This is a genomic window from Sulfuricella sp. T08 (assembly GCF_000971475.1).
In the GTDB taxonomy this organism is placed as follows: domain Bacteria; phylum Pseudomonadota; class Gammaproteobacteria; order Burkholderiales; family Sulfuricellaceae; genus Sulfuricella.
Window position 1 is genome coordinate 85,403 of record NZ_DF967522.1, and the last position, 21,842, is coordinate 107,244.

Here is a 21,842-nt window from a genome sequence, read left to right on the forward strand (position 1 = left end):
ACGGTGTATGTACCAAGTACATTATTGCGCACCGCCTGCCAGGCATTTTCCTGCTCCATCAGCGGCACATGCTTGTAAGCGGCGGCATGGAAAATAGCGGAGGGGGCGTATTGGCTCATGACTTGATTCAGTCGTGCCTCGTCCTTCACGTCGCCAATGGCGCATACCAAACACAAATTGGGGAATTGCTCCCCAAATTCCTGTTCCATGCGATACAAAACAAATTCGTTCAACTCGAACAGCACCAGCGTCGCCGGATCAAAACGCGCGATCTGACGACACAATTCCGAGCCAATCGAACCGCCCGCGCCGGTTACCATCACCGTTCGGCCTTCCAGTAACCCATGCAGCCCCTTATCGTCCAGCATCACCGGATCCCGGCCCAACAAGTCGTCAAGTTCGACCTGCCGGATCTGAGACAACGTCACCCTGCCGCTGGCAAGATCGTCGAACGCCGGCACCGTCATCGGCTTCACTCCTGCCAAGCCGCACAACTCGACGGCTCGACGCCGCGCCTGGTGCGAAGCCGCAGGCATGGCAATGATCGCAACTTGTACATCGTACCGCTCCGCCCACTTCGGCAACTCTTCTACCCGCCCCAGCACCTTCAACCCCTGGATCAATCGGCCAACCATCGCGGGATCATCATCCAGCAACCCCTCCACCCGCCATTCCTTGCTGCGGGCCAATTCCTTGACCAGTCCCGCGGCCACATCACCCGCCCCCAGTACAATAACCGGATTCCGCTCGACATCGGCAAACCGGTACAAGTGGTGCTCCTTCCATGATCGGTAGACAAAGCGGCTCCCCCCCACGATCATCACCAGCAGCAGTGGATCCAACACCAGCACCGAGCGCGGCACTGGAACCGGAAGATGCACCATATACAGCACCACCGGTGCACTCAATGCAGCCACGCCTACCGCAACTATAATCCGCTTCAAATCCGGCAAGCTGGCAAAACGCCACACCCCGCGATAAAGCCCAAAGCGCCAGAAAATAAATGTCTGCAGAGGAACGACCCAAGCAAGCGTATTCCACATTGTTTGCATGTGGGGCTCGGGAACAGCGAAGTTGAAACGCAGCCAATAAGCCAGACCCCACGCCAGCAAAGTTGCCGCCACATCGTGGCCGACCACCAACCACAGCTTCATATTTTTTATTTTCAGAATCTAGCCTGCCTTTCATGTAAATAAGACAGCAATATTGTATTGAAAACCGTCATTCTAGGCTTGACCCGGACTCCAACTGTCAAAGGGCCATTCCCATTCGCCAGCAAGCTGCGCACTAAACCACCGAGCCTGTAAGGGACAGCAGGAAGTTCAATGCGACACCCCATCCCTCGCAAGCACTTTAATCAACGTCCGCCACAAAATCAGCCCATCAAACCCCAGCGAGCGCCTTTGCAAGTACGCCACATCCAGCTTAACCTTCTCGGTAATCGGCAGCTCATCCCGCCCGTTTATCTGCGCCCAGCCAGTCAGGCCCGGCACCAATTCATCCACGCCGTAGTGCGTGCGTAGCGCAATCAGATCTTCCTGATTAAAAAGCGCCGGGCGAGGGCCGACAAAGCTCATGTCGCCTTTGAGAATACTCCACAGCTGTGGCAATTCATCCAGACTGGACTTGCGCAGAAAGCCGCCAATCGGGGTAAGGTGTGCCGCCGGGTCTGCAAGCAAATGGGTTGCCACCGCTGGCGTACCCACCCGCATGGTGCGGAACTTGGGCATACGAAAAATCTTGTTATGACGCCCCACCCTGTCAGACCAGTAAAGAGCCGGCCCCTTGGAAGTCAACTTGACCAGCAACGCCACCAGCACAATCGGCAACAACAAAACAAGCGCAGCGCAAGTACCCACGATCAAATCAAACAGTCTTTTCATGCAAACCTAGAAGTTCACCAAACAACCACGTCATTGCTCGCCCGAAGGAGGGCGCGAAACCCCTGTGCTGTCCGTCTCAGCCCTTCATCAACCGAAATCAATGACTTCCAATCCAGCATTGTACATGCCTTCGTATTATCCACTCGCAAAGAGCCACACAGCCGTTGGGCCAAATCGCTTTTTCCGACAGCCTTAAAACCCATCTCAAGCAATTTCTGGGGCACTGGTATCAAACGCGCCTGCACATTGAGTGCCGCCACCATCCGGCGTAACAACTCAGTAGTGGAAAGGTCTTCCCTATCCGAGACCAGAAATGTCTGATTGGCTGCTGCGGGGTGCTCCAGGCAAATAACAATCAAATCAATCAGATTATCGAAGTGCAACCAGGCTGCGATGGTTATGGATTGCGCCGAATGGCAACGGCACCCTTTATGCAACCAGCTCAGCATAAAGCACCGGTTACGAGAAGCTTATTGGAGGTTATGTTAATTTTGACCACACCGTGCGATTCACATAATCGGTATAGCTCAACACGACGCGCAGCAACTGCTTGGATACAGCACCTGCCTCATAATCTTCCACTGGCCTCATCACACGCTTATGCTTGTCGTGCTGCGCAATAATCACCCTTACCGCATCCAGCACGCGCTCTTTTTTCAACCCACTCATGATGAGAGTACCGACATCCATGCCCTCGGGGCGCTCATGTGCGTTACGAATGGTGATCGCTGGCAGGTTAAGCAACGAGCCTTCTTCGGTGATGGTGCCGCTGTCGGACACAACGCAGAGTGCCTCCATTTGCAATTTGATGTAATCGCAGAATCCGAAAGGCTTGAGGAACTGGATATGCGGGTTGAGCTTTCCCAATTCCAAAGCGTCCAAGCGCTTTTTGGTACGAGGGTGGGTAGAAACGATCACAGGAATATCATATTGCTCGGCCAGTGCGTTCAACGTCTCGAGCATATCCAGCAAGTTCTGCGGCGTATCCACATTCTCTTCGCGGTGCGCGCTGACAAGGAAGAATTTGTCCGCCTCCAGCCCCATTCGCGCCAACACATCCGACTTCTGTATCTTCGGCATGTAATAGTCCAGCACCTCGCGCATATGCGAGCCGGTCTTGATGATGGTCTCGGGACGAATGCCCTCTGCGATCAGGTAACGGCGCGCGTGTTCGGTCAGCACTAGATTGATGTCGCTCAGATGATCCAGCACCTTGCGATTCAGTTCTTCTGGTACGCGTTGATCGAAGCAACGATTGCCTGCCTCCATATGGAACACCGGTATCTTGCGTCGCTTCGCCGCGATGACGGCAAGACAGGAGTTGGTATCGCCGTACAGCATGACAGCATCGGGTTGCTCTTTTTCCATGACCCCGTCGGATTTTTCGATCACACGCGCGATAGTCTGTGCCGCGTTCTCGCCCACGGCCTCGAGAAAATGATCCGGCTTGCGGATACCCAGATCTTCGAAGAACAGCTGGTTCAGTTCGTAATTATAGTTTTGTCCGGTATGCACCAGAACGTGTTTAGTGTGCAGGTCGAACTCTGCGATCACCCTCGACATTTTGATCAGCTCGGGGCGGGTCCCGACGATGGTCATGACTTTAAGCATTAAGTTCATCCTGAATGAAATCCAGCTTCAGCAGCAGCGCTTTGACTTGTTCGACGTTCAAGCGCTCGGTATTGTGCGAGGTATAGTCATCCTGATGTGAGACCGCTTCCTCACCCTCGCTGAAGAACTTTGCGTAATTGAGGTCGCGGTTGTCCGCCGGGATGCGGTAATAGTCGCCCATATCCTTGGCGTGCGCCATCTCTTCACGCGAGATGAGCGATTCATACAGCTTCTCGCCATGGCGAGTACCAATGATCCGGACCTCATTGTCTTTCTCAAAAACTTCCTTGAGCGCTTGCGCAAGGTCCGCAACGGTCGAGGCTGGCGCCTTCTGCACGAAAATGTCACCTTGCTGACCATGCTCGTAGGCATAGAGCACCAGATCCACGGAATCTTCCAACGACATCAAGAAGCGCGTCATGTTCGGGTCGGTCACTGTCAACGGCTTGCCCTCTTTGAGCTGTGACACGAACAAGGGAATGACCGAACCGCGCGAGGCCATGACATTTCCGTAGCGCGTCGCGCAGAATACCGTCTCACCTTCGATCTGCATGCGTGACTTGGCAACCATCAGTTTCTCCGTCATCGCTTTGGAGATGCCCATCGCATTGATGGGATATACCGCTTTGTCCGTACTGAGCACCACCAAGCGCTTGACGCCATTTGCGGTCGCCGCGTTCATCACATTTTCTGTACCCATGATATTGGTTCGTACCGCCTCCATCGGATAGAACTCGCAAGAGGGAACCTGTTTCAACGCCGCCGCGTGGAACACATAGTCCACGCCTTTCATCGCCTGATAGGTGCTATCGTAGTCACGGACGTCGCCGATATAAAACTTCAGCTTGCTGTTGTTCAGCGCAATGCGCATCTCTTCCTGCTTTTTTTCGTCCCGACTGAAAATGCGAATCTCCCGCACTTCCGTCGAAAGAAAGCGCTTGAGCACGGTGTTCCCGAAAGAGCCCGTCCCGCCTGTGATCATCAATACTTTGTCTTTGAACATTATTCAATCCAGATCTATTTATATGCGTGCATCAACTCGATCAATTCTTGCCAATTCGGCGCCACATAACCCGTGGCATCACGGAAACGGTCCGAATTGAGCGAACGGTCGATTACCAACTGATCGCTGGGGGTAATTTCAATCATTTTGCCGTACACATCGGTGATGAGCTTTAGCAAATCGTACTTGGAAATGGGCTGTGAGGCGACATGATATACGCCGGACAAATTGGTGCGCGGAATCACCACATCACGGACGATCTGCGCCAGAACAACGGTGGGCAATCCGGAGAATATCGCTCGTGTAAATCCCTTACAGCGGCCTTGCTGAGACAGGAACCAGCCAACCAGGCCATGCGTACTTTGCAACTCATGTCCTATGATAGAAGTGCGCAGCGTAACGGTATGCGGATAAGCCACTTCTCCGAGGAATTTCGATCTGCCATAAAGGTCCTTGGCATCCGATGGGTCGGATTCGTGATAACCACCCTTGTCTCCGGCGAAGACACAATCCGTGCTCATATGCACCAACCGCGCGCCTGATAATTCACACAATCTGGCCAATCTATGTGGCAACAACGCATTGATCGGTATCACCTGTAGCGGGTCTTCCGCTTCAGCCAGTTGTTTGATCAAGCCTACACAATTGATCACCACATCCGGACGAACTCGAATGATAGCTTGAATCAGCGAGTCGTACTGTTCGACATCTATGCCTGACAGCAATCGTTCGGCGATATCGGCACGAAAGAACCGCTTCGAACTCTCCGAACGAACCGTCCCATGAACCTGCCAATCGGCCGCCTCACTCAACACCCGGATCATCGCATTTCCGAGCATGCCGCTGGCACCCAATACTAATATCCTCATTTGGCTCTCTCTTGATGGCCACACTCAGACCACAAATGCGTGATCAATTGATCGATCAACCTATCATGCGAAAAATGCTCTGCATAGTATAACCGACCTCGCGTACCCATCGCCTCCCGTTCTTCTGGCGGCATACGGTACATTTGCAGAATGGCATCCGCCAAGGCTCGCGCGTTTTCGGCTGGCACCGCTAGCCCTGCACCGGCCTCCGTGATCAGGTTAGCCCCTTCTCCATTGAGACATGCCAAGATTGGTCGTCCCGCAGCCAGGTATGCCTGCACTTTACTGGGAATAGTGGCCTTGAATATCTCCTGATCCGCCAGTGTCACCAGTAGCGCGGATGCCTTCTGCATGAAACCGGGCATGGTCTCGACCGGAAACCTGCCGGGCAGATGCAAGTTGTTAAGTTCACGATTCCGAACCTCCTCTCGCATCCACTCCCAGCGACTCCCCTCCCCCAGTACGACAAAATGGATATCCGCATATTCTTCCAGTAACGAGGCCGCCTCCACAATCACCTCGACCGCCTGCGCGCTACCGATGTTGCCGGCGAACATGACCGAGAACCCTTCATCCAGCCCATCAACCATGGGGAGCTCACCCTTGGCCGGAACGGCGAATGTGTCATCCACAGAATTCGGGTAATACGCGATAGGAGTGCCCGACGCCAAAACACGAACTGGATCTTCGAAAGCCTTCGACTGCACCAAGAGCAGATCGGTATGCCGGTAGATGAAGCATACTACCCGCTCGACCAGTTTGAGCACAGTCTTGTTACGGATATAACCAGTTGCCGACAAACTCTCCGGCCATAGATCCTGCACCCACAATACCACTGGGCATCCCTTTATCCTTCCAAGGAAAAGCGCGGGAATAGCTTGAAGTATTGGCGATAGCGCGTAGACGAAGATCACATCAAATTTCTTTTTACGCAACATCCAGGGCGCAAATACTAACCCCGAAACCACAAAGGACATGTAGTTCAACGCCAAACGCCATCCACCCCTCCCCCTTGGCAGTAGTGGAATGCGATTGATTTTAATGCCTTGATAGGTTTCTCGCTGACATCCCCATGCACGGTACCCAGAAAATATCTTCCCGCGAGGATAGTTCGGCTGACCCGTCAGCACCTCAACCACGACGCCCTTTCCCAGCAAGGATTTGGCAACCTCGTTGATGCGGAAACATTCCGGCCAGAAATACTGACTGACAATCAAAATTTTCATTTGCCTGTCATCACTGCCCATATTCTTGGACGGCTTCAGGTTTTGATCGCGATGCATCCAACAGCCACTCGCTCACCTCCAATGCAGTGGATCCAATCTTATTCCAAGAGTACTTATCAATTACGAGCTGGCGCCCACGCTGCCCCATCCTCCTCAACTCTTCCGGATCACTCTCCAGCGCTTCAATCAACGCGGCAGACACTCCCTGTACGCCCGGCTCCACCCACCAACCGCAACGATGTTCCACCAAATCCCGCCATGGTGCACCAGTGGTGGTGATTACGGGTAATTCGTTGGCCAACGCCTCGGCGACGGCGATACCGAAGTTCTCGGAATAGGTTGGCAAAACAAAAATGTCGGCTGCGTCGAAGCAAGCCTGCTTACGAGCACCGTCAACAAAGCCGACAAATTCAAAATCAGACTGAAGCCCCTTAGCCCGGATCAGAGCCTCTACCTTGGCGCGATAACCTTCCTCGTCGCCCCCCGCAATAGTAATCCGCCACCCCGATTGGCGCACTCTCGCCCAAGCCTCAACCAAATCAAGCAATCCTTTTTTGGGATGAACGCGGGAGAGAAAGAGAATCGTCTTGACCGCCTCATGCGCAACACGTCGGGGGGGCAGTCCAATATCAACACCATTCGGAATTACCGCAACAGGTTGGCTCAAATCTAACCGTCGAATGCTATTTACCTCTTGATCCGCTGTTGCAACAAACAAGGATGCCGAACGCAGAGCCGCGCCTTGATAGGTCTTCAAGGCGAGCCACTTCTTTCGGATCTTATATCCAAGCGCCCAGGGCTCTAGACAACCATGCGGCGAGATAACAAGGGGGATGCTCATCCTGCGCGCAACCAGCGCAGCAACAGCCAAGAATGGAGACCACATTCCATGAATATGGATCAGATCAATTTTATTTTGCTCACAAAATCTCCGAATAAAACCATATTGAGCAGGCAATTCAAACAGTAAATTATGCCGAGTCGGCGCAACCTGTAGCTTCAACACTCCCATCCCTTGAGATTCACAATTTTGCTGATCCGAAATATCTTTCGATAGCAGCGTAACCACACACCCAGCCCGCGCGATGGATTCGGCATAGCGCAGTGCCGCCAACCCCTCACCGCCGGAGGTCACAGCGGTATTTGCAACTATATGGAGTTGGTTTTGCAATTTTTTCCTTGGGTCATAATTACTGAAATTTCTGTCTAGCCTTAAGCCAAGCTCTAGGGTAAGCGGTGATATCGGGAACTATTAGGGGCTGAGTATCAGCCACTCACAGTGGCGATGGCGCCGAAAGAATCCACACAAACATGCGCTTGCTTCATATTATTTTGCATCATCACGGTATCTTAGTACTTAAACACCAGTTCATCATAAGTCTCCAGAAATCTTGCACCAGCCACGCTAATGTCATATTCATTCTCCACCTTTTTCCGAGCCAAATTCCCCATGCGAACATTTAGATCAGGTTCAGAACACAGTCTTTGAAGACGATCAGCCAAAATTTGCGCGTCCCCCAAAGGCACGAGATAGCCATCTACGCCATCATCGATAATCCCATCCGGGCCGCCACTTCGTGTAGAGACAACAGGCACCGCGCAGCCCATTGATTCGATCACGACCATGCCAAATCCCTCTTCGTCAGATGGAAGTGCGAAGCAAGTAGCTTCTTGGTAAAGTCGGATTAATTCAGGAAAAGTGGGCCCATGGACGAAATCTATTTTTGAATTTAAGCCATAATCCTTGGCGCATTTCCAAAATTTGTCCGGGGGCGGGGTCGCCCCGGCGAGTACAAGGCGTGGTGCGTCCTGCATGCGGTACGTTAGCAGGCGGTATGCATCAAGTAATAGACCAATATTCTTTCTCGGATCCTGCATCCTTCCGACAGATAGGATATAGGGCGAGTTTTCCGATAGCACACGGCCTGAAGGCGAAGGGCTGAAAACTCCCGTGTCGATACCTGGGGGCGCATACTTTATCTGGGTGCCATACCCGTTCGCCACACCTTGGCAATATTCCATCATCCATGGATTTTCCACCATCACTGCATCTGCCTGACGGATCGCGCAGTCATCAAGTTTGTCAGTTATCTTCGTCATGCGACGGCGCCAAGCGGCAGCAAATCCACGCCCTTGAATCTCCTGCATTCGCCGTTCGACGGTAGCCCGGGTTGCTACTTGTAGAACCACGGGCTTACCTAATCCAGAAACCGCAAGACCTAGAGCAGGACTGCCGCTTACCACTTGAATCACATCGCAATCCGCAAGGAGTGCTGACAGAATCCTCCTGGGTTTGTACCGTTGGAATTCGAACTCGCTGAAATTTGCTCCGACATGAAAGTACTCGTCTGGCGGCCAATCATGCTCAGTAACAGAGGCCCCACTAAACCACGTCCCAGGAGAGAACAAGCGGCAACTATTTGAGTCGGAAGAACTCGACGCTAACGAAATAATCTTCGCATCGTATCTGTCAGAAGATCTAATGACATCGCGTAGAAACGCCACAACTGTTTTGACGCCGCCATCAAAGGACAAATTTTGAGTAACCAAAGCCACCCTTTTCATGCCGCGCTTGTCCGCTTCGCAAAAATCGACAGCATATAGACACACAAAACAAATGTTAAAAACACCTTTATAAACACCAGCAACGTCGTTCCAACAAACGCCTCGAGCCAAAGTATGTTCAAAACAAATACGACCTTCAGCCAGTTTCCGGATGCCTTGAAGACCCACTCATCAATCAGCCTGGCAAACGCTCCAAGCAATGCCATTCCCATCACTAGTCCAAAAATCCCGTTATTCATATAAAACTCACCCATATAGGTAGGGGAGACATTAGTGATCGGATCGTCAAGCGCAACATGATCAAACAGCTGGCCGGTCCAATGTCCAGTGCTCATGTCCACTTTATCCGGCCAAAAGAGCCTTGGGACAAACGTTTCTATACCCTCGTAATAGGTGCTGCCGTTGAGATACGGTACGGCGTCACCGGCTTGCTTAAATATATAGGCAAGATAGGAAAACAGCCCGCGACCGATACTAAGCGACCGCTCTCCGTCTGGAGTAGCGGCCGGATCGAGCCAAGCAAAACCAAGGAAATAGTCGGACAAGGCTGGAAGAAAAGAAAACGGGGTTTTGTCCGAAAGATCAAAATAGACCGCATATCTAAACCCTTGAACAACCGGGTATGCGAAACCGAAGAAAAAAACAGCTAGAACGAAAATAGCTACGACAGGCACTCTGTTTCGAACAAAATAATATGCAAGAACAACTTGAATAAATGGAAAAAGAAGTGCCCCTTTAGAGTTCGCAAAGAGGGCAAATAACAATAACAGGAATAACGATAACCCGGGCAAAGCCAGGGATCTTTCCTTTCTGCCACTTTGAAAAAAAATCGACCATAGAATGATATTCACATAGGCAAGCAGGGAAGAAATTATACTAATTACACCTCCAGCAGAACCTACTTCAGCGGAATCTCGATTGGTTAGGCCAAAGTAGCCGTAAGCCATCGACCACAGCGTGGCTACTGAAGCCAAAAATATAAAAAACAAAACACTTGGCTTATGGGAAAAAACCAATGCCACAAAGCGAGAATACCTCTCCGATACGTTTCGCATGATAACGAAAGTCCTATTTAGACTTGTCAAAACATAAGTTACGACAAAAGTCACGATCCCAAGAGTACACAATATGTAGAGTCGTTCGATATCTTCTTCCGTCGGCACGACAATATAATATTCATAGCTGCCGCTGACATAATTGATCAAAGGAAAAATAAGCAACATGAACAAGAAGTAGGCAGGGACTAAACAACCCCACGATAGTACCCCAGCGTTACGCCTGCCTAAGAGAATCCCAGCCAGCGTGGCCAGAAAAAATAATGCCCCAAATAAAATTATAATTTTAATTCACCATTTCAAAAGAGCAAACAAACCCTATCCGACCAAGGGTTTCTTGAAATATTCCCTATATATCTTTCTAACAAAGGGTATCTTCGCTCCAAGTATGCGCAAATTCATTATTAAACCCTTTACAACGAGAACACCATAAATCAACATATAATTACTTATTTTTCTAGTCAATGATGCCACTTTATATTCGTTCGACTGAAAAATCAGTTGATTGGCAACATTCAGGCTCTGGGCAATCCAGGGAAATCTGGCATGCCAACGCGGCGCTCCAATGACAGAAACGATGCGTGCAATAGAAGACGACGTACTATCCTCGAAATCTCTATGGACATGAACAGCAGGAACAATCTTGGCTTTTCCTCTGAGAAGAACACTAGCCATCCATACCCAGTCCCCTGCCAGACAATTCGGCATCCTGCAGTCCCTAACTCGATCGACACGATAAGCGCCACAGAATATGGAATTATCGCCTACGAGCCAGAGATATTTTAGTACTCGCATCAACGGTAAATCCGAATCAGATTGGATCACGTTGCCATAGTGGGTGAGCGCATTGTCACCACCGTGATAAGCAGCAAGGCCTGACACGAGTACCAGCGATGGATCTCGTTCCAGCTCATCAACACATGTTCTAATGTAATCAGGATCGAGATAATCGTCGTCGCCATGCCACAAAAAATATTTCCCGGTAGCCTGATTTTTAGCGAATTTAAAGTTCTCGGTCGGCCCCTGATTTTCGGCATGCCGGAAGTACTTCACTCGACTGTCGGATGCACGCAAAGCACTGCAAACACGCTGTGTTTCATCGGACGAGGCATTGTCTGAAATTATTATCTCCAGGTTCTTATAGCCGCTTTTCACTAACGACTGAACTGCGCGCTCAAGCTTTTTTGCACGATTGTAAGTCGGGATACAGACGCTTACCAATGGTTCTACTTGATTCACTTAACCAAGCCTTTTAAGAAGTCGGTTGCGCAATATGGGTGCAGAAAAACTGGCGGAAAAAACCATTGCACATCCAACCACTAAAAGCCAAATCCACTCTGTCAATTCCGACATGGAATGAGGCCAAATCAACCAAAAAATGATTGCCATAATCAATGCACCCAATGTAGGGTAAACAACATCATATAGATACCAATGCCATTTCTCTGATTTTAATAGCCGCCGATATAAATAATGTGCAGCTATCAACACATAGCCGGCATTAAGTATCACCCATATCCAAGCCGCCCCAATTGCTCCATAGCGTGGGGTTGCCCAAAGAATGGCAGGTATCAATATGATGACTGCAACAAAATTCTGGCGCACAGCAAACCCCGGCCAACCATAAGCAAGGGTGAGCATGTAAGGGATGCCCATCAGGCTATTGAGCATCATTCCCAATGCCAATAAAACAAGTAATGGGGCAGTTTTATCTGCCAAGACTGCATTACCTGTCCACAGCAACAGAATTTTTTCGCCAAAGAACACCAAAATGAGCGCAGCAGGTACGATGAGTACACTAATAAGCTGTGCGCTTTGGTGGTAAATTTTGATCAGTCCCCCAGTGTCTCCTTTAGCCACCAATTCGGTAAAGCGGGGATAATAGGCTTGAGTAATTGGTATAGTTAGCAGGGAGAGCACTGCTGCAGCGGTTCCAGCCAAGGTGTAATAGCCGAACATTTCCAGGCTCAACATACGAGAAAGAATGATTTTATCTACCTGCATCAACAGCAATACCAGCAGGGTGGTTGCCATCATTCCACCTGCGAATCGCCAAATGTTTTTCAATTGAAGCCATGAGAATTTCGCCGCCTGAACTGAGGGCGGCAAATAACGATACACAGCAAAAACAAAAGCCAAAATAGTTATCACTGACACCAGGCCCTGCCAAATAAAGAACGCTTCAATACTTGGCTTCACCCACACCAGTACGCAAACCGCACCACCCCCACGCAATGTAGCTAGCCCCGAACCAACTGCACTTAGCCACACCTGCTTTTGCAAGCCTAAAATCGCCCCACGGTAGAGGCTTTCCACAAAGCGTAATGCAACGACAAAGCCAATAATTGCGATCGCTTGGGCAACCTCTTCAACGGGCAGTTTTTCCGCCTGTAGCCAATTGACCGAAAACCAAGTAGCAGAGAGCCAAACCACTATCACGATTAACATTGCTATTGCAAGGCAAATTACTTCCAAGCTGCGCAATAGATCGCGTATAGATTGGGCGGTATGAGCACCAGCCGTATAACGCGCCATTTCCCTGCTCAGGGTAGGAGTCATGCCCATATCCAGCAAGGATAGCCATGCCTGCAAGATGGCAAACACACCTATCAGCCCATATGCCTCCATACCAAGATATTTAATATACAGAGGCACAAAGGCGAGGCCCATCAGGGCTGACCACCCCTGACCGAGGTAATTGGCGAGGACGTTTTTCTTCAGCGACATTCAGGTTGAGGTTGCACCCGACAAATGGGCTTAGCGAACCCGCTTCAAATAGCCATCTGGCGCAACCGTAATCAAAATCTTGTTCTGAATATCCCGGTCAATTTCAAATTCCGGGTGTGTTTTCAAATATTCGAACACCGCAGTTTTAGGATTATTCCCCGGCCCCCACGGACGATTCCCGGCCAACTCCTTCGGCATATCTTCCACTACCGTGTCAAACACCACACAATAACTTCCAACCGTAGTCAGCGCTGCATAAGCTTCCAACTCTGCGAGTACATGGTCATGGGTATGATTGGAATCAAGACAAACAAGAACGCGTTTTTTGCCTTTTGCTTTTTCAACGACTTGGGCAACAATCTCCTGGGCAATGCTCGAACCCTCAAGCATACTGATGCGCTTGTACATTGGGTGTTCTTCAATGGCCTTGCGGTTATGTGGGCGTATATCAATGTCGATACCGAGCACTTCTCCTTCGCTGCCTGTACAAGCGGCAACCAGTTCCAGCATTGCCGCAGAGAAGATCAGGGAGCCGCCGTGCGCGATGCCGGTCTCAATAATAAGATCGGGCTTTATTTCCCAGATGATTTCCTGTATGGCAATCATGTCTTGGGGATATTGAATAATCGGCCTGCCCAACCAGGAGAAATTGTACGAATATTGTGGCTGTAGCGATGCCTCCAGAAAATTATGGGCGCAGGATTTTAATTTTTCATTTTGCCCAATAGCATTAACTCGTTCTTTTACTTCTTTTTCAAAGCTCATGGCGGTCCACCTGAATGTAATTAAATTGGTTGTTTGTTAGTGCAACAATTTCCTGGAGGTAATTGGAGTTCATTACGAAGACGTTATCACCTCCTTGCAATGCCTTCAAACCCTCCTTTGGCGAGGATATTTTTAGCCCGCTGCCCGCCATGAATTTGGCTTGTTTGGCCGGATTAATGTCAATTACCAGGTCAACATTTACTCCGGCACGCTGCATGTATAGTGCGAATATCACGCCTTTGGAAGCGCCACCCCAGATTGCATTTCGCTTTCCTTTGGCCATTGCGGCTACGTGCGCAATGTCAGCCAAAAAGTCAGTTGGGAATGCAAAAACATCACGGGGGTCGAACATGGGCTTTTGCAAAGTAGCCAATTCCGCGACGACATACAGGTATTGGCCACCAAAAACATGCCCGCCCTCGTGAACCTTACCAAACATACGGTGAAAGTCTGCGAGGCGAAAATAATTTACATGCTCATAAAAAATATCGAACCATGCTCGGTGTTCGCAGATCCACTCAAGGCAGGGCACTTCGATATAGATTTGCCCCTTCCCCCCGTTTGCCTGCGCAATCGCGAAAAGGAAAGCAAGCGGGTTTGAAATATGCTCCAGGACATGCCGTAAAACAATGCCTTCAGCGGACATTCCTAGGCTTGCCTCAAAACGCGCTTTAATTACTTTTGGATTCTCGCCCTCGTAGGCCGGGTCAATCCCGGTGATCTCATAACCTGCCTGGTGCAGATATTCAAGAAAATAGCCCTTGCCGCAACCCACCTCTATGAGGGATTTTCCGGAAAAATGCCGCCGGATAATCTCCTTCACATCTTCCAGGTGCTTCTGAAAGACTTCTGAACAGGCCTGTTCATTTTGGTAGTCCGCATCGTATTCGAGCAGGCCGGCATCAAATGAGGCATTGAAGACCAAGCCTGTATCCAGATCCTGAACCAGTGTCATATCCCCTTTAGGGCAGACCAGTGCCGACATCTGGTCAGGAAACATCTTGTTCTGGAAAACCGGCAGCTCCTCTACCTTGAATAACTCACGATATTTCATTGCTCTTCCAGAATGGAATCCAAACGATGCCGATCGCCCCAGAAGGCCAGGGGCTCGTAGTCGGGGTAAGGATAATAGCCAAGATTGAGCTCCATTTCCCAGTTATTTTCCAACAGCCATTGCTCTACCAGTTTGCGCACTGAGACTGGCTTCCCCGAACAAATATTGATTGGCCCGACATTGCATTTCGCTAACGCCAAACGCGCAATCTGGCGGGCAACATCTTCAACAGGGAGGTAGTCACGCAATTGTTCGCCGCCTGACATATTGAATACTCTCTCCCCACGCAATACTGCGTCCTTGAGTTGTGGATAGAGAGAATGCTTTGGCTGCCCCTCCCCATACATATAGAAAAGCCTTGCCCAGGTTAAGTTAAATGGTTTGACAGACTTTAAAAATTCCAATTGACGCCGCAAAGCATCCTTGGCATAACCATAAGGATTACCGGGCAGCGTCACCAATTCTTCCACCAGCGGGCCGGACTGCATGCCGTATTCGAAGCAAGTGCCCGTTACCAATAATGACGGCAACCCCGCCTCGACCATAGCCTTGAGAAAACGAAATTGCCGTGGCAGCTCGGTTTCGAAGTGATGCAGCGATTTGTAATTTGGCAAACCGTCCCAAGCGAGGTGGATCAATACATCTGGCCTGCCAAGTCGATCAAAGCAGTTCGCGCCAAGAGCGGCAATGTCCATCTCAACAATACGACCCGCCATACCCAACCCCGCCAGGCGGGTTGCATCACGAGTTACGGCGACGACCTCAACCTGATGTCGCTCAAGTTCTTCCAGCACGTAACGCCCGATGAAGCCGCTGGCGCCGGTAACGGCAATTTTCAAGGGGAATTTGAGATTCACTTCCTTTTACTCACCCCCTACGTTCGCCCTGAGGCTGTCGAAGGGCCGCTCATGGTTCGACAAGCTCACCACGAACGGGAAAGTTATTTCGTAGGCGTTCCTTAAGGCGCAGATTTTCATCATTTATTTTTCTTCTTTATCGTGTGCTTGAATTTCAAAACAGCGAAGTTCAGTTCGATCGATGTTTCTGTGTCGCTCGTTTGCAAGTCGTCATCGAAAATTTCAGCGATTAGCTCGCCGCTTTTTTGCATGAGTGATTTCTGCTCGGCTTTGTCTTGAACGGTTGATAACTCTTTTATGCTTCTGGACAACTCTCTGATTTTAGAGAAGGTCTCTATGATGGAAAATGTTGCCTCTATGGCTTGCTTACTCTTTAGTATTGTGGCGATCATGTACAAGCCTTTTTCAGTGAAGGCTTTAGGTGGAACTCTCGTTTTTGTAAATTTTGCGGTCGAAAATTTCGACCGCAAATCTGCAAACTCCGCCTCATTAAGCTCGAACATATAATCCAGCGGAAATTTATCGGGGTTGTTTTTTACGGCCTCGTTGATTCTTTTCGTCTCAACCCCATAAATCACTGCCACATCGGTATCGAGTAAAACAGTTTTCTCTCTTACCTCGATAATCAGATTTTTTAGGTTCTCGATTTTTACTAGATCACTCATATCAAGTCATCCTCTGTGGTCTCTGCTTTAAGCAATTTTAATATTCGGCACTGCCGTCACGAATTGTCCGCCCCATTCGCGAATATAGGCCAATTGCTCCATGACTTCACCCCGCAGGTTCCAAGGCAGAATCACCACGTAGTCCGGTCGAGTTCGCTTTAAATGCGCTTCAGCAACAATCGGAATACGGCAGCCGGGCAAGAATTTCTCTTGCTTGGCGGGGTTGCGATCCACGACATAAGGGAATAAATCAGGGCGCACGCCAGCGTAATTAAGCAAGGTGTTGCCCTTAGCCGCAGCGCCATATCCGGCCACGGTTTTGCCTGCTCGCTTGGCTTCAATCAAGAAGACCAGAAAGTCGTTCTTAACCTGATTCGCCCTGGTTTGGAAGCCGGCGTAAAACTCTGCTGAGGCCATGCCTGCCGCGGCTTCGCGCGCCAATATCGCGGCCACATTCGGACTGGCTACTCGCACCCCCAGGTCCGCACGTTGCGCATAAACACGCAAGCTGCCGCCGTGGGTGGGCAACTCCTCCACATCGAATACGCTCAACCCGTTGTGCTCGAAGATGCGCTTCACCGCCGTCAATGAAAGGTAGGAGTAGTGCTCGTGGTAGATGGTATCGAACTGATTTTCGGACACCAGGCGTAGCAAGTGCGGAAATTCGAAAGTAGACACCCCGGTCGGTTTGAGGAGTGTGGCGAAACCAGCAACGAAATCATTTATATCCGGCACGTGGGCAAGCACATTGTTGGCAGCTGTCAGATCAGCCTGCTTTCCTTGAATCACAAGGTCGCGGGCGAGACGAACGCCAAAGAACTCTTCAACAATTTCAATGCCTTTAGCGCGTGCTGCGTTGGCTGTGCTCGTGGTTGGCTCCACTCCCAGGCAAGGAATACCACGCGCCTTGGCATATTGTAATAAGTAACCATCATTTGCCGCTACCTCGACAATATGTGAGGTCGCGTCCAAACTGAAGCGCTGCACCATGTCTGTAACATATTGCTCGGCATGCTTGAGCCAGGTCGTCGAGAAGGAGCTGAAATACGCATAGTCGGCAGAAAAAAGTTCATCCGCTCCTGCATAATCCTCTGTTTGCACCAGCCAACATTCAGTACAGGCCAGCACTCGCAAGGGAAAATACTTTTCCGGGGCATGCAAGGTCTGCTCAGTCAGGTAGGCATTGGAGGGCGGCGCGCTGCCAAGGTCGATAAGCGGCAAGACAAGTTCGGCGCCACAGTGACGGCATTTCATAAGCACACCCCCACGAATTCCGAGCCAATGAAGGGATGAGTACGATCGCGCTCAGACAGTTCGGTGATGGGCAGCGGCCAGGCAATTCCAAGCCGAGGGTCGGTCACGTTTAACGCACCTTCTGCAGTTGGGTCATAGTAATCAGTATGAAAGTAAAGCAATTCGGAATCCTCTTCCAGAGTCTGAAATCCGTGGGCGAACCCCTCCGGGATGCATAGGGCTTGGCGGTTATCCGCGGAGAGGATTTCACCATGCCAGTGAAGGAAGGTCGGGGAATCCGGGCGAAGATCCACCGCCACATCAAAAATTTTGCCCTTGAGGCAAGAAACAATCTTGGTTTCCGCGTGGGGCGCATACTGGAAATGCAGGCCGCGCACAGCTCCTTTTTGGCGGGTGACGGAATGGTTGATCTGTGCAATGGGTTTGGACAAACCGATTTCCCGAAATTCTTCTGCACAAAATAAGCGGGCAAATGAACCACGAGCATCTTCATACGGTCGCCGAAGGATGACTGTCAGGGCAGCCAGAGGCGTAGACAAAAAATCAAAGCGAGATGACATGTTTAAAACCCACCGTTGAAGGTGTCAATTTGAGCAAGGGTATAGGCATACATGTCTTTACCGGAATGCCAGGCCTTGTACCAGGAAACGGTTTCTTCCAGCGCGCGGTCAATCGACCAGCGGGGGTTCCAGTGCAGATGACTTCGCGCCTTGGTAATGTCCAGGCGCAGCAGTCCGGCCTCATGGGGTTGATTATGGGAGGTCGGCAGAATAACTTTGCCGTTGCCCCAGAACCCGGCCACTCGTTGGGCGATTTCCCCTACCGTGGCATCTCCGCTTGCGTCTGGCCCGAAGTTCCAGGCTTCTGCGTAGTAGGGTGCAGATTCTCCACATAACGCTTCCGCCAACATCAGGTAGCCGGAGAGCGGTTCAAGAACGTGTTGCCAAGGACGCACGGCCTCTGGATAGCGCAACTCTACGCTCTGACCACGGCTGAAAGCCCGGATGCAATCCGGGACAAGGCGATCTTCGGCCCAGTCCCCCCCGCCGATAACATTACCGGCACGGGCGGTGGCAACCGCAGCGGCACTCTCTTTGCCGAAGAAACTAGCTCGATAGGAGGCTGCCACAATTTCAGCGCATGCCTTGCTTGCGCTGTAGGGATCATGGCCGCCAAGAGGGTCATTCTCGCGGTAGGGATACACCCATTCGCGGTTTTCGTAGCATTTGTCCGTGGTGATGACGACAATGGCCCGCAACCCATCGACTTGCCGGGCGGCTTGAAGCAGGTGGGCGGTGCCCATGACGTTGGTTGCGAGAGTTTCCAGCGGTTCACGGTATGAGGCTCGGACGAGGGGTTGGGCGGCCAGATGGAAGATGACTTCCGGATTCGCTTTTTTAAGCGCGCCTTCAAAAGCAGGATAATCCCGAATGTCGCCCCGAGTATCGCTTGCCAGCGTCTTTGCGACTTGTGCGGTCTCGAAAAAACTGGGGGTAGTGGGTGGTACCAACGAAAATCCATGCACCTCAGCTCCAAGCCGCTGCAACCATAGCGCCAGCCATCCCCCCTTGAAGCCGGTATGGCCGGTGAGGAAAACCCTTCTCCCTGCCCAGAATGTATCGTCGATCACCATATTTTCCATGGCGCCTTTCCGCTTTCCCATAGTTCTTCCAGGTGATTCTTGTCACGCAGGGTATCCATCGGCTGCCAGAAGCCATGATGGAGATAGGCGGACATCTGGCCCTCTGCGGCCAGTCTTTCCATTGGATCGCGCTCCCAGATAGTCTGGTCACCTTCGATGTAATCCAGCACCTTGGGCGAGAGCACAAAGAAACCGCCATTGATCCAGCCGCCATCGCCATGAGGCTTCTCCTGGAAGCTGGTTACTTGATGCCCATTAAGGCCCAAGGCCCCGAAACGGCCGGGTGGCTGAGTGGCTGTCAGTGTGGCGAGAGTGCCCTGGCTGCGATGAAACTCCAGCAGTCGGGTAATATCCACATCGCCCACGCCATCGCCATAGGTACAACAAAAATCTTCCCCCTCATCCAGATATGCGGCAACGCGTTTGATACGGCCGCCGGTCAAAGTGTTTTCGCCTGTATCCACCAATGTCACCCGCCACGGCTCGGCATTTCGTTGATGCACTTCCATCTTGTTGTGCGCCATATCGAAAGTGACGTCCGACATGTGCAGGAAGTAGTTGGCAAAGTATTCTTTGATCAAGTACCCCTTGTAACCAAGGCAAATGATAAAGTCATTGACGCCATGGCTGGAGTAAGTTTTCATAATGTGCCAAAGAATCGGTTTGCCACCAATTTCGACCATGGGTTTTGGCCGTACCGAAGTCTCTTCGCTAATACGCGTTCCGAGCCCACCAGCAAGAATAACTGCTTTCATAACCTATTCATTCATCTAAAATAAAATCATTGCCTCTCGGGAGCTTCACATTATACCTGACATGAATTCTTCATAAATTGGCCAAGGCCTTTCTTGAAGCCCATCGAAGGTTTCCAACCTAGCGCCTCCAACCTGCCTATATCCAGCAATTTTCGTGGGGCTCCATCAGGTTTGCTTTCATCGAAAACGATGCTCCATGCAAACCCCACGACTTATTTCACTAGTTCGGCTACCTCTCGGATCGTTTGATCCGTGCCACAACCAATATTAATCAAGGGTGAAGAGTTAGGGGTACGCAGTGAAGAAAATCGCTCATATGGCAGATTCATCAAATCAAAGACATGCATCGGCCATGTCGTCACTATAAAGCGAATAGCTTCTTGCGACACGAAGCCCGCATGCCTTTAGGATGGATAGCATCCAAATACCTACCAAAATATTCATTAAAGTACGTTAAGCCCCATTGCGCCATCGTGGAAGCGGTTGATAACGCTCCCCCGCAACTCGGGACGGGATAGCCTAGCCGCGTGGCGGCCTTTTTCGATATTCAAACTGTCGATTCTCGTAACTACTGCCGCGCCTTAGCCAGGGATTCGGCAATAAAGGCGACGATTATGCCCAACATAAAACCAAGCACAAGCGCGAGCACAAGCACAAATTTCGACTTGGGTTTGGTCTGGCCGTTAGGCAAAGTGGGCTCTCGCAGCAGTTTGGTCGGCTGCGACTGAATGTCACTCATGGCCAGTTGCAGGGCGGCGTATTCGGCCTCCAGCTTCGGTGCTTCGGTGAGCAGCTTGCCTTTTTCGATGGCGAGAATGGCGGCTTGGGCGGGATCTTGCTTGCGCACGGCCTCGATATGTAAAGACAATTTTCCAATGTACTCATTCAGAGCCTGCATCCGCTTGTCCAGCGACTGCAAATGCTTGCGCTGGACATTCATAGCCTGGTTGTAGAGTTTTGTGTGCTCGGCCAGCAAGGCTTGCATCACTTGGGTGAGGTGTTTTTGTGCCTCCGCTGCGTTGTAGCCTTGCGCCAGGATGGTGATTGCACTGCTGGCGCCTTTCTTGTCCAGGCTGATGTCCGCGACCCTGGGCATCCCGGTAGCCGGGTCTTTGTCGTCTACACGGTATTGCTCTTTGAGCCGCTGCACCAGAACGGCGGGTACCTCGACTTGTCCGACTTGTCCGACTTGTCCGACTTGTCCGACTTGTCCGACTTGTCCGACTTGGATGACCGCCCGGCTTTCGAAGATGGCCGGGGTGATCAGAAGATACACGGCGGCCACCAGTAGCGACAGCACAGGCATGACCAGAACAAGCGCCTTGCGCCTGGCGAGTACGCGCCAAAGGGCGATCAGGTTGATTTCATCGTCTGCCGGTGGTGATTGTCGGTTAGTATCCTGCATATTTCCCAATTGGTTTTCTTATCTCAGTTAAACACAGACTGTGCTGGTCGTAGTCAAAAAGGCATTGGCATGACTAAAAATCGAGGCCCATAAATTACAATTCACAGCCGCCATGCTGAGAATCCTATGCCGTTAAGGACGTTGGCATCGAATTTCGATTGACGTCTATGAAACATAGCTTTTCCCCTTTGTAATCGCCAAATAATCACGCAAAGGCAACAACACAAATCTCTGGTGAGCCACGGTCAGCACAATCGCATCGGCAACCGGAAGTACCCCCACTCTCCACAGAGTGCGCATAATACCATACTCGGCATTGGGCTCAATCGGGTCGGCAACCGGTTCGTGGACGGAAACGTTCACCCCATAGTTCTCAAGCTCCCTGATTAGGTCATATACCTTGGAATTGCGCAGGTCCAGGCAGTTTTCCTTGAAAGCCAAGCCAAGCGCGTTGGCCGTGGCGCCTTTGATGTGGCTAGCGGTGGGGGACTGTGCGCGGGTTTAAC

The 21,842-nt window shown here is 50.9% G+C and carries 22 protein-coding genes; all 22 read right to left on the bottom strand.

The window, feature by feature from the left end; translation table 11 throughout:
• Positions 1-1,154: polysaccharide biosynthesis protein (locus SCT_RS00810; protein WP_237759538.1), on the bottom strand; the 1,154-nt coding region annotated here is incomplete at its 3' end.
• 168 nt (positions 1,155-1,322) lie between these two features.
• The gene (locus SCT_RS00815; RefSeq protein WP_059417823.1) at positions 1,323-1,883 is read right to left on the bottom strand and encodes a sugar transferase; all 561 of its coding nucleotides are present in this window, start codon (positions 1,881-1,883) and stop codon (positions 1,323-1,325) included.
• A gap of 14 nt (positions 1,884-1,897) precedes the next feature.
• The gene (locus tag SCT_RS00820; RefSeq protein ID WP_059417825.1) at positions 1,898-2,332 is read right to left on the bottom strand and encodes a hypothetical protein; all 435 of its coding nucleotides are present in this window, start codon (positions 2,330-2,332) and stop codon (positions 1,898-1,900) included.
• Positions 2,333-2,363: 31 nt separating this feature from the next.
• The gene (wecB, locus tag SCT_RS00825; RefSeq protein ID WP_059417826.1) at positions 2,364-3,494 is read right to left on the bottom strand and encodes a non-hydrolyzing UDP-N-acetylglucosamine 2-epimerase; all 1,131 of its coding nucleotides are present in this window, start codon (positions 3,492-3,494) and stop codon (positions 2,364-2,366) included.
• Positions 3,487-4,497, bottom strand: coding sequence for a polysaccharide biosynthesis protein (locus SCT_RS00830; protein ID WP_059417828.1), 1,011 nt, complete (start codon positions 4,495-4,497; stop codon positions 3,487-3,489). The genes wecB and SCT_RS00830 overlap by 8 nt, the downstream gene beginning before the upstream one ends.
• Positions 4,498-4,511: 14 nt before the next feature.
• Complete coding sequence (locus tag SCT_RS00835) at positions 4,512-5,351, bottom strand: SDR family oxidoreductase (RefSeq protein ID WP_237759539.1); 840 nt, start codon at positions 5,349-5,351, stop codon at positions 4,512-4,514.
• Positions 5,352-5,362: 11 nt separating this feature from the next.
• Entirely contained in the window at positions 5,363-6,592 is a 1,230-nt protein-coding gene (locus tag SCT_RS00840) for a glycosyltransferase family 4 protein (RefSeq protein WP_059418261.1), read from the bottom strand.
• 10 nt (positions 6,593-6,602) lie between these two features.
• Positions 6,603-7,763, bottom strand: a complete 1,161-nt coding sequence (locus SCT_RS00845) for a glycosyltransferase (protein WP_059417832.1) — start codon at positions 7,761-7,763, stop codon at positions 6,603-6,605.
• A 179-nt stretch (positions 7,764-7,942) separates the two neighbouring features.
• Positions 7,943-9,157 carry a glycosyltransferase family 4 protein gene (locus tag SCT_RS00850; protein ID WP_059417834.1) on the bottom strand — a complete coding sequence of 405 codons (1,215 nt, stop codon included), beginning with the start codon at positions 9,155-9,157 and terminating at the stop codon, positions 7,943-7,945.
• Positions 9,154-10,380, bottom strand: a complete 1,227-nt coding sequence (locus SCT_RS00855) for an oligosaccharide repeat unit polymerase (protein WP_059417835.1) — start codon at positions 10,378-10,380, stop codon at positions 9,154-9,156. Before SCT_RS00855 ends, SCT_RS00850 begins: the two co-directional genes overlap by 4 nt.
• A gap of 150 nt (positions 10,381-10,530) precedes the next feature.
• Positions 10,531-11,451: a glycosyltransferase family 2 protein gene (locus SCT_RS00860; RefSeq protein ID WP_059417837.1), complete on the bottom strand. Its 921-nt coding sequence runs from the start codon at positions 11,449-11,451 to the stop codon at positions 10,531-10,533.
• Positions 11,452-12,939 carry an oligosaccharide flippase family protein gene (locus SCT_RS00865; protein WP_059417839.1) on the bottom strand — a complete coding sequence of 496 codons (1,488 nt, stop codon included), beginning with the start codon at positions 12,937-12,939 and terminating at the stop codon, positions 11,452-11,454.
• A 30-nt stretch (positions 12,940-12,969) separates the two neighbouring features.
• Positions 12,970-13,704 (bottom strand): cephalosporin hydroxylase family protein, encoded by a 735-nt coding sequence (locus SCT_RS00870; RefSeq protein WP_059417841.1) that lies wholly within the window; start codon positions 13,702-13,704, stop codon positions 12,970-12,972.
• On the bottom strand, positions 13,694-14,758 hold the full coding sequence (locus SCT_RS00875; RefSeq protein ID WP_059417843.1) for a class I SAM-dependent methyltransferase: 1,065 nt from the start codon (positions 14,756-14,758) through the stop codon (positions 13,694-13,696). The genes SCT_RS00870 and SCT_RS00875 overlap by 11 nt, the downstream gene beginning before the upstream one ends.
• Positions 14,755-15,615, bottom strand: a complete 861-nt coding sequence (locus SCT_RS00880; protein ID WP_202812092.1) for an NAD(P)-dependent oxidoreductase — start codon at positions 15,613-15,615, stop codon at positions 14,755-14,757. Before SCT_RS00880 ends, SCT_RS00875 begins: the two co-directional genes overlap by 4 nt.
• Before the next feature lie 119 nt (positions 15,616-15,734).
• Positions 15,735-16,280, bottom strand: a complete 546-nt coding sequence (locus SCT_RS00885; RefSeq protein ID WP_059417845.1) for an ORF6N domain-containing protein — start codon at positions 16,278-16,280, stop codon at positions 15,735-15,737.
• Between the two features lie 27 nt (positions 16,281-16,307).
• On the bottom strand, positions 16,308-17,534 hold the full coding sequence (locus SCT_RS00890; protein WP_059417848.1) for a class I SAM-dependent methyltransferase: 1,227 nt from the start codon (positions 17,532-17,534) through the stop codon (positions 16,308-16,310).
• Positions 17,531-18,094, bottom strand: a complete 564-nt coding sequence (rfbC, locus tag SCT_RS00895; RefSeq protein ID WP_059417850.1) for a dTDP-4-dehydrorhamnose 3,5-epimerase — start codon at positions 18,092-18,094, stop codon at positions 17,531-17,533. Before rfbC ends, SCT_RS00890 begins: the two co-directional genes overlap by 4 nt.
• 2 nt (positions 18,095-18,096) lie before the next feature.
• The gene (gene rfbG / locus SCT_RS00900) at positions 18,097-19,197 is read right to left on the bottom strand and encodes a CDP-glucose 4,6-dehydratase (RefSeq protein WP_237759540.1); all 1,101 of its coding nucleotides are present in this window, start codon (positions 19,195-19,197) and stop codon (positions 18,097-18,099) included.
• A complete protein-coding gene (gene rfbF, locus SCT_RS00905) occupies positions 19,161-19,931 on the bottom strand; it encodes a glucose-1-phosphate cytidylyltransferase (RefSeq protein WP_059417854.1) in 771 nt (256 codons plus the stop codon). Before rfbF ends, rfbG begins: the two co-directional genes overlap by 37 nt.
• A gap of 568 nt (positions 19,932-20,499) precedes the next feature.
• On the bottom strand, positions 20,500-21,336 hold the full coding sequence (locus SCT_RS00910; RefSeq protein WP_059417856.1) for a Wzz/FepE/Etk N-terminal domain-containing protein: 837 nt from the start codon (positions 21,334-21,336) through the stop codon (positions 20,500-20,502).
• A gap of 165 nt (positions 21,337-21,501) precedes the next feature.
• Positions 21,502-21,777 carry a UDP binding domain-containing protein gene (locus SCT_RS00915; RefSeq protein WP_059417857.1) on the bottom strand — a complete coding sequence of 92 codons (276 nt, stop codon included), beginning with the start codon at positions 21,775-21,777 and terminating at the stop codon, positions 21,502-21,504.
• Positions 21,778-21,842: the final 65 nt, after the last annotated feature.

Bases quoted from the DNA above. Each gene is read 5' to 3' on its own strand.
- SCT_RS00865 (WP_059417839.1), bottom strand. From the start codon at position 12,939: ATGTCGCTGAAGAAAAACGTCCTCGCCAATTACCTCGGTCAGGGGTGG.
- rfbC (WP_059417850.1), bottom strand. From the start codon at position 18,094: ATGTCATCTCGCTTTGATTTTTTGTCTACGCCTCTGGCTGCCCTGACA.
- SCT_RS00855 (WP_059417835.1), bottom strand. From the start codon at position 10,380: ATGTTGCTTATTTTTCCTTTGATCAATTATGTCAGCGGCAGCTATGAA.
- SCT_RS00820 (WP_059417825.1), bottom strand. From the start codon at position 2,332: ATGCTGAGCTGGTTGCATAAAGGGTGCCGTTGCCATTCGGCGCAATCC.
- SCT_RS00890 (WP_059417848.1), bottom strand. From the start codon at position 17,534: ATGAAATGCCGTCACTGTGGCGCCGAACTTGTCTTGCCGCTTATCGAC.
- SCT_RS00850 (WP_059417834.1), bottom strand. From the start codon at position 9,157: ATGAAAAGGGTGGCTTTGGTTACTCAAAATTTGTCCTTTGATGGCGGC.
- SCT_RS00870 (WP_059417841.1), bottom strand. From the start codon at position 13,704: ATGAGCTTTGAAAAAGAAGTAAAAGAACGAGTTAATGCTATTGGGCAA.
- wecB (WP_059417826.1), bottom strand. From the start codon at position 3,494: ATGCTTAAAGTCATGACCATCGTCGGGACCCGCCCCGAGCTGATCAAA.
- SCT_RS00830 (WP_059417828.1), bottom strand. From the start codon at position 4,497: ATGTTCAAAGACAAAGTATTGATGATCACAGGCGGGACGGGCTCTTTC.
- rfbF (WP_059417854.1), bottom strand. From the start codon at position 19,931: ATGAAAGCAGTTATTCTTGCTGGTGGGCTCGGAACGCGTATTAGCGAA.
- SCT_RS00885 (WP_059417845.1), bottom strand. From the start codon at position 16,280: ATGAGTGATCTAGTAAAAATCGAGAACCTAAAAAATCTGATTATCGAG.
- SCT_RS00910 (WP_059417856.1), bottom strand. From the start codon at position 21,336: ATGCAGGATACTAACCGACAATCACCACCGGCAGACGATGAAATCAAC.
- SCT_RS00815 (WP_059417823.1), bottom strand. From the start codon at position 1,883: ATGAAAAGACTGTTTGATTTGATCGTGGGTACTTGCGCTGCGCTTGTT.
- SCT_RS00875 (WP_059417843.1), bottom strand. From the start codon at position 14,758: ATGAAATATCGTGAGTTATTCAAGGTAGAGGAGCTGCCGGTTTTCCAG.
- rfbG (WP_237759540.1), bottom strand. From the start codon at position 19,197: ATGGGAAAGCGGAAAGGCGCCATGGAAAATATGGTGATCGACGATACA.
- SCT_RS00840 (WP_059418261.1), bottom strand. From the start codon at position 6,592: ATGAAAATTTTGATTGTCAGTCAGTATTTCTGGCCGGAATGTTTCCGC.